This window comes from Streptomyces sp. NPDC002265, from assembly GCF_040296125.1.
GTDB lineage: Bacteria > Actinomycetota > Actinomycetes > Streptomycetales > Streptomycetaceae > Streptomyces.
Genome location: NZ_JBEOWS010000023.1, coordinates 15,506 through 27,345 on the forward strand (window position 1 = coordinate 15,506; position 11,840 = coordinate 27,345).

General features: G+C 73.3%; 10 protein-coding genes. 4 read left to right on the forward strand and 6 right to left on the reverse strand.

Annotated elements, in window-relative coordinates:
• Positions 1-110 precede the first annotated feature (110 nt).
• Complete coding sequence (locus tag ABT085_RS06715; protein ID WP_351602883.1) at positions 111-1,781, reverse strand: PucR family transcriptional regulator; 1,671 nt, start codon at positions 1,779-1,781, stop codon at positions 111-113.
• A 413-nt stretch (positions 1,782-2,194) separates the two neighbouring features.
• Between ABT085_RS06715 and ABT085_RS06720 the strand changes: the two genes are divergently transcribed.
• Genes ABT085_RS06720 through ABT085_RS06735 form a run of 4 tightly spaced genes read left to right on the forward strand, consistent with a single transcriptional unit; the run spans position 2,195 to position 7,447 of the window.
• A complete protein-coding gene (locus tag ABT085_RS06720; protein ID WP_351602885.1) occupies positions 2,195-3,085 on the forward strand; it encodes an FAD binding domain-containing protein in 891 nt (296 codons plus the stop codon).
• Positions 3,085-3,807, forward strand: coding sequence for a (2Fe-2S)-binding protein (locus ABT085_RS06725; protein WP_351602887.1), 723 nt, complete (start codon positions 3,085-3,087; stop codon positions 3,805-3,807). Before ABT085_RS06720 ends, ABT085_RS06725 begins: the two co-directional genes overlap by 1 nt.
• Positions 3,808-3,809: 2 nt before the next feature.
• The gene (locus ABT085_RS06730; RefSeq protein ID WP_351602889.1) at positions 3,810-6,209 is read left to right on the forward strand and encodes a xanthine dehydrogenase family protein molybdopterin-binding subunit; all 2,400 of its coding nucleotides are present in this window, start codon (positions 3,810-3,812) and stop codon (positions 6,207-6,209) included.
• Between the two features lie 44 nt (positions 6,210-6,253).
• The gene (locus ABT085_RS06735) at positions 6,254-7,447 is read left to right on the forward strand and encodes an XdhC family protein (RefSeq protein WP_351602891.1); all 1,194 of its coding nucleotides are present in this window, start codon (positions 6,254-6,256) and stop codon (positions 7,445-7,447) included.
• A 34-nt stretch (positions 7,448-7,481) separates the two neighbouring features.
• On the opposite strand, the gene ABT085_RS06740 is transcribed toward ABT085_RS06735, so the two are convergent.
• The 5 genes from ABT085_RS06740 to ABT085_RS06760 all read right to left on the reverse strand — a co-directional run bounded on the left by ABT085_RS06740 (position 7,482) and on the right by ABT085_RS06760 (position 11,833).
• Positions 7,482-7,922, reverse strand: a complete 441-nt coding sequence (locus ABT085_RS06740; protein WP_351602893.1) for an SRPBCC family protein — start codon at positions 7,920-7,922, stop codon at positions 7,482-7,484.
• Positions 7,923-8,040: 118 nt separating this feature from the next.
• Positions 8,041-8,850, reverse strand: a complete 810-nt coding sequence (locus ABT085_RS06745; protein WP_351602895.1) for a polysaccharide deacetylase family protein — start codon at positions 8,848-8,850, stop codon at positions 8,041-8,043.
• 172 nt (positions 8,851-9,022) lie between these two features.
• Entirely contained in the window at positions 9,023-10,468 is a 1,446-nt protein-coding gene (locus tag ABT085_RS06750; protein WP_351602897.1) for a sensor histidine kinase, read from the reverse strand.
• Positions 10,465-11,130 (reverse strand): response regulator transcription factor, encoded by a 666-nt coding sequence (locus ABT085_RS06755; RefSeq protein WP_351602899.1) that lies wholly within the window; start codon positions 11,128-11,130, stop codon positions 10,465-10,467. The genes ABT085_RS06750 and ABT085_RS06755 overlap by 4 nt, the downstream gene beginning before the upstream one ends.
• Positions 11,084-11,833 carry a phosphatase PAP2 family protein gene (locus ABT085_RS06760; RefSeq protein WP_351602901.1) on the reverse strand — a complete coding sequence of 250 codons (750 nt, stop codon included), beginning with the start codon at positions 11,831-11,833 and terminating at the stop codon, positions 11,084-11,086. The genes ABT085_RS06755 and ABT085_RS06760 overlap by 47 nt, the downstream gene beginning before the upstream one ends.
• Between the last annotated feature and the right edge of the window lie 7 nt (positions 11,834-11,840).

An 11,840-nucleotide genomic window follows, 5' to 3' on the forward strand; every position in this document is an offset into this window, starting at 1 on the left:
GGCATTCCAGCACCAATCCCGGCACCTGGCCAAGAGGTTGGTGAAGGTTTTCACAAAGTCGTGGGAGCCGGGGGACACTTGATCCCCTTCCGTCCCCCGGCCGGGTGACCTCAGCTCATGCGCAGCGCCAGGAAGAAGTCCAGCTTGTCCTCCAGCCGGGACAGGTCACGACTCGTCAACTGCTCGATCCGCCCGACCCGGTAGCGCAGTGTGTTGACGTGCAGATGCAGCCGGGACGCGCACCGCGTCCAGGAGCCGTCGCAGTCGAGGAAGGCCTCCAGGGTGGGGATCAGCTCGGCGCGGTGGCGCCGGTCGTAGTCGCGCAGCGGGTCCAGGAGACGGGCGGTGAAGGCCCGGCGGACGTCGTCCGGCACGAACGGCAGCAGCAGCACGTGCGAGGCGAGTTCCTGGTGGCCCGCGGCGCACACCCGGCCCGGCCGGGCCGCCGCGACCCGCCGGGCGTGCCGTGCCTCCTCCAGCGCCCCGCGCAGCCCCTCCGCCGAGTGCACGGCCGCGCTGACGCCGAGCGTGAGCCGCCCGTCGTCGTTCAGCCCGGCCGACAGCGGGTCCCGTACGGACTCCAGGAGCGTGTCGGCGACGATGCCGGTCTCCGTGCCGTCGCCGCCCGGCACGGCCGGCAGCGGTACGAGCGCGACCGCCTCGTCGCCGGTGTGGGCGACGGCGATGCGGTCGGAGGGCTCGGCGCCGGCGGCGAGCGGGTCGACCAGGATCTCCTCCAGCAGCGACCGGGCGGCCTGGCCGCCGTCGACGGTGCCGTCCTCCCACTCGACCCGGGCCACGACCACCTGCCAGTGCGGGGCCGCCCCCAGCCCCGGCAGCAGCACCGGGGCGGCGACCCGCAGCCGCGCCGCCATCTCGGCGGGCGCGGCGCCCGTCTGCACCAGTTCGAGGATCTCCTGGGCCAGCCGCCGCCGGACCGTGCGCGCCGCTTCCCGCCGGTCCCGCTCGACCGCGATCAGCTGGGTGACGCCCTGGAGCAGGTCGAGCCGCTCCTCGGGCCAGTCCCCGGCGTCCGCCTCCACGGCCAGCAGCCAGTCGGACAGCACGCTCTCGCGCACGTCCCGGGAGCCCTGCGTCGAGCGGCCGCCGCCGCGGACCGGGAACAGCGAGTAGGTGGCGGGGCCGATCAGCACACGGTGCGGCGTGTGGCGGCCCACGCGGGCGGCGCTCAGATGTTCCGCCGCGAGCCGGGCGCACACCTCGGGCGGCAGCTCCGGGCCCGCCGCCTTCGGCCCCGCGATCAGCCGGCCGGCGGGGGAGAGGACCCAGGCCCGCAGGTCCAGGTCCGAGCGGAGCAGGTCCAGGACCACGTCCGGGCCGCCGCCCGTCGGGCCCGAGGTCATCAGCCTGCGGTGCCGGTCGACCACGGCCGCCAGGTCCCCGGCGCGCTCGCCGGACACCTGCCGCACCACATGCTCGGTGATCGTCGCGAACGCCACCGACTCGTGCACCGCGAACAGCGGCATCCGGTGCCGGGCGCAGGCCACGACCAGGTCCTCGGGCACGTACCCGAACTCCGCGGTACCGGCCGCGACGCCCGCCACCCCGGCCCCCGCCAGGGTCCGTACGAACGGCTCGGAGTCCTCGGCGTCCCGGCGCCAGGCCAGCCCCGTCAGCACCAGCTCACCGCCGGCCAGATAGCGGCTGGGGTCCCTGAGGTCGGTGGTCATCACACCCTGCACGGTGCGGTCCAGCTCGTCCTCGCCGCCGAGCAGCCGCAGCCCCAGCGCGTCGGTGTCCAGCAGTGCGCGCAGCCGCATTCTCGTCGCCGCCGTTCCTTGTCTCGAAATCTACGATGAATCTGAAGGCGTTTGTGGTGAGAACCCGGCGAGAGGGTTCTCGGCGCGGGAGCCGGTCGTCCCGGGGATGGCGGGACGCCTCTCACGTTTCCACAGGAAAACCCGGAGGTTACCGATGACCTCCGTTCATACGAATCTACAAGATGCCCGTGCTGGCCAGCCAACTCCTTCATGGTTTCCGTGACTGACCCCACTGGAGTACCGGGCGGTGTACTGAGCCCACTTCGCGTAAACAGCACAGGAACGAGCCTGGCCCGCCGCACTCCGACCGGCTCGGATCCGGACGACTCGTGAGCCGAGTACTCGCGAGCCGAAGACTCACGAGACGAAGACCCACGAGCCGAAGATTCACGAGACGAAGAAGAGAGCCGGTCATGGACTTCCTTCGCCCCGCCAGCTGGGAGGAGGCGCTCGCCGCCAAGGCCGAGCACCCCGGCGCCGTGCCGATCGCGGGCGGTACCGACGTGATGGTCGAGATCAACTTCGACCATCGGCGACCCGAACACCTGCTCGACCTCAATCGTGTCGGAGAACTCTACGAATGGGAGGTCGGCGAGCGGAGCGTGCGGCTGGGCGCCTCGGTCCCCTATACGAAGATCATGGAGAACCTGCGCGGCGAGCTGCCGGGCCTGGCCCTCGCCTCGCACACGGTCGCCTCCCCGCAGATCCGCAACCGGGGCGGGGTCGGCGGCAACCTCGGCACCGCCTCCCCGGCGGGCGACGCCCACCCCGCCCTGCTGGCCGCGGGCGCCGAGGTCGAGGTCGCGTCGGTGCGCGGTACGCGCATGATCCCGATCGACGCGTTCTACACCGGCGTGAAGCGCAACGCGCTCGCCGCCGACGAACTGATCCGCGCCGTCCATGTCGCCAAGGCCGACGGGCCCCAGCAGTACTCCAAGGTCGGCACCCGCAACGCCATGGTCATCGCGGTCTGCGCGTTCGGCCTGGCCCTGCACCCCGAGACCCGCACGGTGCGCACCGGCATCGGCTCCGCCGCCCCCACCCCGGTCCGGGCCGAGGTGGCGGAGGAGTTCCTGACCGCGGCGCTCGACGAGGGCGGCTTCTGGGACAACGGCAAGATCATCACTCCGTCGGTCGCCAAGCAGTTCGCCGACCTCTGCGCCGCCGCCTGCAACCCGATCGACGACGTCCGGGGCACCGCGAGCTACCGCAGACACGCAGTCGGCGTGATGGCCCGCCGCACGCTGACCTGGACCTGGGAGTCCTACCGCGGCACCGCCGCCCGCACGGAGGGAGTCGCGTGATGCGCGTCAGTTTCACCGTCAACGGCTGCCCGCAGGAGGCCGACGACGTATGGGAGGGCGAGAGCCTCCTGTACGTCCTGCGTGAGCGCATGGGCCTGCCCGGCTCCAAGAACGCCTGCGAACAGGGCGAGTGCGGCTCCTGCACGGTCCGGCTCGACGGTGTGCCGGTCTGCGCCTGTCTGGTGGCGGCGGGCCAGGCCGAGGGCCGTGACGTCGTGACGGTCGAGGGCCTGGCGGAGTACGCCAAATGGCGTGCGGAGCACGGCGGTTGCCCCGCCTCCGCATCCACCGACGCTGCCGCCTCGGTCGCCACCGCCGCTGTCGCCGAAGGCCGCACCGCGGCGAACACGCCCGGCACGGCGGACGGTTCGGGGTCCGCGGGGACGGCGGGGACCGTCGAGTCCTCGACGCCTGCCGGGCCCGCCGGGACCTCGCTCGACGAAGCCAGGCGCTGGGCCGCCAGGGGTCAGCACGCACACACCGGCGACGGCGCCGAGCTCTCCCCCGTACAGCAGGCGTTCATCGACGCCGGTGCCGTCCAGTGCGGCTTCTGCACCCCGGGCCTGCTGGTCGCGGCCGACGAGATGCTGGAGCGCAACCCCGACCCCTCCGACGCGGACATCCGCGAGGCGCTCTCGGGCAACCTGTGCCGCTGCACCGGCTACGAGAAGATCATGGACGCGGTCCGCCTCGCGGCCGCCCGGCAGGCGGAGGAGGTCTGACCGTGCCCACCAACGGCGTTCCCACCACGCTCACCCAGGGCTCCCGGACCAGGGGCGGCATCGGCGAGTCCACCCTGCGCCCCGACGGCATCCTCAAGGTCACCGGCGAGTTCGCGTACTCGTCCGACCTGTGGCACGAGGACATGCTCTGGGGCCAGATCCTGCGCTCCCCCCTCGCGCACGCCGAGATCGTCTCGATCGACACGAGCGAGGCCCTCGCCCAGCCCGGCGTCCACGCCGTCCTGACGTACGACGACCTGCCGGCCGACGTGAAGCACTACGGCCTGGAGATCCAGGACACCCCGGTGCTCGCCCACGGCAAGGTGCGCCACCACGGCGAACCCGTCGCGGTCGTCGCCGCCGACCACCCGGAGACCGCGCGCCGCGCCGCCGCGAAGATCAAGGTCGAGTACCGCGAACTCCCGGTCGTCACCGACGAGGCCTCCGCCACCGCGCCGGACGCGGTCCTGGTCCACGAGGGCCGCACCGACCACCACATCGCCCACGTCCCGCACCCGAACATCCTGCACCGCCAGCCGATCGTCCGCGGCGACGCCGACGCGGCCGCGGCACGGGCCGACGTGATCGTGCGGGGCGACTACACCTTCGGCATGCAGGACCAGGCCTTCCTCGGCCCGGAGTCCGGGCTCGCCGTGCCCGAGGAGGACGGCGGCGTCCACCTCTACATCGCCACCCAGTGGCTGCACTCCGACCGGCGCCAGATCGCGCCCGTGCTCGGCCTGCCCGAGGACAAGGTGCGCATGACGCTGGCCGGTGTCGGCGGCGCCTTCGGCGGCCGCGAGGACCTGTCGATGCAGATCCACGCCTGTCTGCTGGCACTGCGCACCGGCAGACCGGTCAAGATGGTCTACAACCGGTTCGAGTCCTTCTTCGGCCATGTCCACCGCCACCCGGCCCGTCTGCACTACGAGCACGGGGCGACCAGGGACGGCAAGCTGACGCACGTGCGGTGCCGCATCGTCCTCGACGGCGGCGCCTACGCCTCCGCGTCCCCCGCGGTCGTCGGCAACGCCTCCTCCCTGGGCGTGGGCCCGTACGCCGTCGACGACGTCGACATCGAGGCCATCGCCCTCTACACCAACAACCCGCCCTGCGGCGCCATGCGCGGCTTCGGCGCGGTCCAGGCGTGCTTCGCCTACGAGGCGCAGATGGACAAGGTGGCCGCCCGGCTCGGCCTGGACCCGGTGGAGTTCCGGCAGCGCAACGCCATGGAGCAGGGCACGCTCCTGCCCACCGGGCAGCGGGTCGACTCCCCGGCGCCGGTCGCCGAACTCCTGCGCCGCGTCAAGGCGATGCCGCTGCCGCCAGAGCGCCAGTGGGAGAGCAGCGAGGGCGCGGACGTACGGCAGTTGCCCGGCGGTCTGTCCAACACCACGCACGGCGAGGGCGTCGTACGCGGCATCGGCTACGCGGTCGGCATCAAGAACGTCGGCTTCTCCGAGGGCTTCGACGACTACTCGACGGCGAAGGTCCGGATGGAGGTCGTCGCCGGCGAACCCGTCGCCACCGTGCACACCGCGATGGCCGAGGTCGGCCAGGGCGGTGTCACCGTCCACGCGCAGATCGCCCGCACCGAACTGGGCGTCACCCGGGTGACCATCAACCCCGCCGACACCCGGGTGGGTTCGGCCGGTTCGACCTCCGCCTCCCGCCAGACCTACGTCACCGGCGGCGCCGTCAGGAACGCCTGCGAGCTGGTCCGCGAGAAGGTGCTGGAACTGGGCCGCCGCAAGTTCGGCACGTACCACCCCGCCTGGGCCACGGCCGAGCTGGTGCTGGAGGACGGCAAGGTCGTCACCGACGGCGGCGAGGTGCTGCGGGACCTGGCGGACGTCCTCGGCGACGAGAGCGTCGAGGTCGAGGCGGAATGGCGGCACCGGCCGACCGAGCCCTTCGACCTGCGCACCGGCCAGGGCAACGGCCATGTCCAGTACAGCTTCGCCGCGCACCGCGCCGTCGTCGAGGTCGACACCGAGCTCGGCCTGGTCAAGGTGGTCGAGCTGGCCTGCGCCCAGGACGTCGGCAAGGCGCTCAACCCGCTGTCCGTGATCGGCCAGATCCAGGGCGGCACCACCCAGGGCCTGGGCATGGCGGTCATGGAGGAGATCATCGTCGACCCGAGGACGGCGAAGGTCAGGAACCCCTCCTTCACGGACTACCTGATCCCCACCATTCTCGACACGCCGACCATCCCGGTCGACGTGCTCGAACTCGCCGACGAGCACGCCCCGTACGGGCTGCGCGGCGTGGGCGAGGCCCCGACCCTGTCGTCCACCCCGGCGGTCCTCGCGGCCATCCGGGACGCGACGGGTCTGGAGCTCGCCCGGACACCGGTACGCCCCGAGCACCTGACCGGGACGGCGCAGGAGCACCTGACCTGATCCGCCCAGGACCCGGACCGCCCGGCAGAGAAGGAGACCGAGACATGCTGGACATCGCCGAAGAGCTGTACCGGTGGGTCGGGCAGGGCCGTGACTTCGCCGTCGCCACCGTGGTGGCCGTCGGCGGCAGCGCGCCCCGTCGGCCGGGCGCCGCCCTCGCCGTGGACGCCGACGGCACGGCGATCGGCTCGGTCTCCGGCGGATGCGTGGAGGGCGCGGTGTACGACCTGTGCCGACAGGCCCTCCAGGACGGCGAAGTGGTCCTGGAACGGTTCGGCTACAGCGACGAGGACGCCTTCGCCGTCGGCCTGACCTGCGGCGGAGTCCTGGACATCCTGGTCACCCCGGTACGGGCGGGCGATCCGGTCCGGCCGGTGGCCGCGGCCGCGCTGGCCGCCGCGGCGCGCGGCGAGACGGCGGCGGTGGCGCGGATCGTGCGCGGCCCGGCGGAACTCTCGGGGCGCGCCCTGCTGGTCCGGCCCGGGGGCGGGTACGAGGGCGGCTTCGGCGCCCATCCCGAACTGGACCGCACGGTCGCGGCCGAGGCGCGGGCCCTGCTGGACGTCGGCCGCACCGGCACCGTGGAGATAGGAGAGCAGGGCTCACGCTGCGGAGCACCGCTCACGGTGCTGGTCGAGTCGTCGGTGCCGCCGCCCCGCATGATCGTTTTCGGCGCCGTCGACTTCGCCTCGGCGCTGGTCAGGATCGGCAAGTTCCTCGGCTGTCATGTGACGGTGTGCGACGCCCGTCCGGTGTTCGCGACCCGCGCCCGCTTCCCGGAGGCCGACGAGGTCGTCGTCGAGTGGCCCCACCGGTACCTGGAGCGTACGGACGTCGACGCCCGTGCCGTCCTGTGCGTACTGACCCACGACGCCAAGTTCGACGTACCCCTGCTCCGGCTGGCCCTGCGGCTTCCGGTGGCCTACGTCGGCGCGATGGGCTCCCGCCGCACCCATCTGGACCGCAACCGGCGGCTGCGGGAGGTCGGGGTGACGGAGCCGGAACTGGCGCGGCTCAGATCACCCATAGGCCTCGACCTCGGCGCCCGTACGCCCGAGGAGACCGCGCTGTCGATCGCGGCGGAGATCGTCGCCGCCCGGCGCGGCGGCAGCGGGCTCTCCCTGACCGGCGCGCACACACCGATCCATCACGACGTCGCGTCGACGGCAGCGGTGCCGACGGTTCCGCCGGTGTCGCCGGTGTCACCGCCGGCGGTCCGGATCGATTCGGTGGCCTGAACCGCCCGTCCGCGCACAGCCGTTGCCGCAGGCGTCACGGCTTGCGCAGCAGGCGGTTGGCCGCCCGTCCGAAGACCGTGCGCGCCGCCGAGCGCAGCAGGGGATCGCAGAAGGACGGCAGCAGCCGCACCCGCAGCTCCTCGCGCCAGATCACCCGCGTCCGCCCGCCGGGCCCCGGCCGCACCTCGATCTCGGCCCAGCCCAGGACGACCCGGCCCCGCTTCTCCAGCCGGCACAGGCCGGCCCCGTCACCGTCCGGCGGCCGCCAGACGGTGACCTCCATCCGGTCGTCGAAGGAGAGCGGGCCGATCCCGGAACGGGCGACGATCAGGGTGCCCTCGCGGGTCGGCGGGGGTGTGACCACGGTGACGCGGGTCAACGGGACCACGTCGCCGTGCCGGGGCCACACCGTGAGCCGGCGCCATGCCTCGTCGAGGGCGAGCGGCACCGTGCGTACGAGCTGGAAGTCGACCACGGGACGATCGTAGGCAAGTGGCCCGGGACACCGGGGTGTTCGCCCCCGTGTCACCCGATTCGCCCAGCGCGCGCCCGCCGATGAGACGCAGGAGGCGACGACGCTGGAGGAAACCGGGTCAGGGACGGTACACCTTCCCGGGCTCCGCCTCGCCCGGTGCGAGCAGTTGGGGCACGGTGACGAACACGTACCCACGCGCCTTCAGCGCGTCGATGATCCCCGGCACCGCGGGCACGGTTCCGGGGTAGATGTCGTGCAGCAGGATGATCCCGTCGCGGGACGACTGGGCGAGGACGCGCTTGCGTATCAGGTCGGAGTCGTTCGTCGTGTAGTCCTTCGCGGTAACGCTCCACAGGACCTCCGACATGCCGAGCTCGCGGCAGATCCTGTGCACGGTGTCGTCGGTGCGGCCCTGCGGCGGGCGCATCAGGGTCGGCCGGTGTCCGGTCAGGCGCTCTATCTCCTTGTTGGGCCGCTCCAGTTCCGCGCGTATCTCGTCCGGCTCGATCTCGGTGAGTATCCGGTGGTCCCAGGTGTGACTGGCGACTTCGTGCCCCTCGGCGGCCATGCGTCTGACGAGCTCCGGGTACTTCTCGATGTGGCGCTTGCCCAACAGGAAGAAGGTCGCCGGGACCTGTTTCTCCTTCAGGATGTCCAGCAGCCGGGCGGAGTTCTCGCTCGGCCCGGCGTCGAAGGTGAGCGCGATGCACTTCGCCCTGCGGCAGTCGACGCTCCCGTAGCGTGCCTGGACGGTGGGATGGGCGCGGGCGGTGCTCGGCGCCGTGGTCTCCAGCCGGGTGCACCCGGTCAGGGCCAGCGCCAGGGCGGCGGCCGCCACCGGGACGGTGACGGCACGCAACCAAACCCCCGTTTTCCTCGTCCTGTTCCTTGTCGTGCGGATCTGGATCTTCTTGGTCGGAGAAGGCATGGCGTGACTATACATAGATGGTATACACGCCGTGTATAGAGGGTCACTGGATGTGCAGCCCCGAGGTGCGCCCCAACACAACGGTGGTCAGGATGCGTTCAGGCTCCCGGTGTCGGCCCAGGGCGTACGACATCCCGCATCGCCTGCCGCGGCGGGGCCGGGTCCGGAGGGCTCACCCGGCGGGCAGGGTGACCGTGAACCTCGCCCCCGTGGTGTGCGCGGGGTCGTGGTGCACCTCGCCGCCGGCCGAGCGGGCCAGACGCCGCGCCAGCGGCAGCCCGAGGCCCGCTCCGCCGTGCCCGTCGTACGGATCGGCCCGCCGGCCCGGCTGGAACAGCTGCTCGAGGAACGCCTCCGGCACGCCCGGCCCGTCGTCGGTGACGTCGATCCGTACGGCGGACACGGCATGAACGACGGTGGGTCGGGCGGGTGCGGCGGGTCCGGTTTCGGGCAGAGGGCGCCCCGGCAAGGTGTGCCCGACGTGCCCGACGTGCACGGTGACGCCCGAGCGCGCGTACCGCAGCGCGTTGGCGAGGAGCGGGCCGACGATCCGCTCCAGGAGGGCGGGGGACACGCCGGCCTCCAGGCGGTCGTCCGCCGCGGTGACGACGATCGTCGACCGCGCCTGGTCCTCCTGGTGCGCGGCCAGCCGGCGCAGCACGGGCAGTACCTCGGCCGTGCCGGGAGCGGCCGCCGCGTCGTGCCTGGCCTCCTCGCGGGCGTCGCCCAGCAGCGTGTCGCAGATACTCCGCATCGACTCGGCGGCCTCGGTGACCGTGCGGTGCACGGCCAGCGTCTCGGCCTGCGAGCGCGGCCGGGAACGCCACCAGTCGAGCTCGGCGATGATCCGGCTCAGCGGGGTGCGCAGCTCGTGCGAGAGTTCCCCGGTCAGCCGCCGCTCGTGCCGCAGGACGGCCCGGATCCGGTCGAGGAGCGAGTCCAGCGAGGCGCCCAGGCGGGCGAGTTCGGCGGGCTGCGCCACGGCGCCGAAGCGTCTCTCGGACTCCACCGCGCTCCACTGTATGGCCTGGTCGCTCATGGCCCGCACGGGCCGCAGCGCGCGCCCGACGGCCAGCCGGGTCAGGGCGTAGGTGCAGGCGAGCATCACCGCGTCGAGGGCGAGCGAGCCGAGCAGCAGCAGATCCGCCGAGCTCCGGTACGGAGACAGGTCCAGGGCCGTGACCACGGTCGCCGCGAGCCTGCCGTGCGTCACGGGCCGGGCGCACAGCCGGACGGGCCGGTCGCCCTCGACGGTCGTGCACTTCCCGTCGGCCCGGGCCGCGAGCAGCCCGGCCGCACGGCCGATCTCGGGAGCCGGGGAGGGGGGCTGTTCGACCGTCCTGGGTCCGGCGTAGATCCACACGTTGCTGTCGAGGAGTCCGTCGTCGGACGCCTCCAGGACGCGCACGGCAGGGCCGCCGGTGTCGACGGTGGTGGCGACGGCGGCCGCGCGGGCGCGCAGCTCGTCGTCCGCCTGGGCCCGGAGGTGGTGCCGCACGACCGTGTTGAACACCACGGTCAGGATCGTCATCAGCAGGGCCGCGGTGGTGAGCGCGACCAGGGAGAGGCGGCCGCGCAGGGTGCGCGGTGCCAGACGGCGGGGGAGCGGGCTTCTCATGACAGGCGGTGACCGATGCCACGGGCGGTGGTGACGGTGAGCCGGCTGTCCGCGTCGCGCAGCTTGCGGCGCAGCCGGGTCAGGTACTGGTCGAGCGTGTTGTCACTGACCTGGGCGCCCTCCGGCCAGCCCGCCCGGAGCAGCTCACGCCGGCGCACGATGTCCCCGGCCGCGGACATGAGCGCGGCCAGCAGCCGGAACTCGGTCGGGGTCAGCTCGACGCGGCTGCCGTGCACCGTGACCGTGTGCCGTACGGCGTCCAGGACCAGGTCGCCGGCCACGGCGCTCGGCGCGGGTCCGGCGCGGCGGACAGCGGCCCGCAGCCGGGCGGCGAGCTCGGCGAGGTGGAACGGCTTCGGCAGATAGTCGTCGCCGCCCGCGGAGAACCCCGAAAGCCGGTCGGTGAGCCCGTGGTGCGCGGTCAGGAACAGCACGGGGGCGGTGAAACCGTTGGCCCGCATCGCCTGGCACACGTCCCGCCCGTCCGCGTCCGGCAGCCCGACGTCCAGTACGGCCGCGGCCAGCCCGCCGGCGTCGGCCAGCCGCAGGGCGGTGGCGCCGTCGGCGGCGGGCACGGGACGGAACTCCTCCTCGCGCAGCCCGCGCACCAGCACGTCACGCAGGGCGTGATCGTCCTCGACGACCAGGACGCGGGGATTCATGGTCCTCCTGCAGGGTGTGGCGGCCGGCGTGTCCGGGGGCGGCCGAGGGCGGGCGGGGGAGGAAGCGGGCGGGCAGCCACCGCGATATCGCGCACAGGCACAGTCCGAGCCAGCCCAGGCCGAGGAGCCAGCCGCCGACGACGTCGGTGAACCAGTGGACGCCGAGGTAGACGCGGGTCAGGCCGACCAGTGCGCCCCAGCAGCCGACGGCGACACGCAGCGCGGTGCCGCCGCGCGGGGCGGACATGGTCAGCGCGAGTATCAGCAGTCCGGCCGTCACGGTCGCCGTGGTGGTGTGGCCGGAGGGGAAGGACCAGCCCGAGGCGCGCGTCGCCCAGTCCTGGCGCGGCGGTCGCGGCCGGTGCACCAGGACCATCACGGTGTACCGCAGCAGCTGGCCGGTGGCGAGGCAGCCGACGGCGAGCACGACGCCGGTGAGCCGCTGCCGCGGGGTGCGGCCGGCCAGCACCCCGGCCAGCGCGGCGAGCAGGTAGGCGATCACGCCGGTCCCGGTGGCGGTCAGCGCGCGGGCGACGGCCACGGCCATGTCCGGGCGGTGGGCCAGCGACCAGGCGTGCAGCGTGTCGTCCAGGAACAGCGGGGCGCCGTCGGCGCCGACCACGGCCAGGGTCAGCAGGCCGAACGCGGTCCAGGCGCCGAGCGCCACGCTGCCCGACAGCTCGGTGACGTCCGCGCGCCTCACGACACGG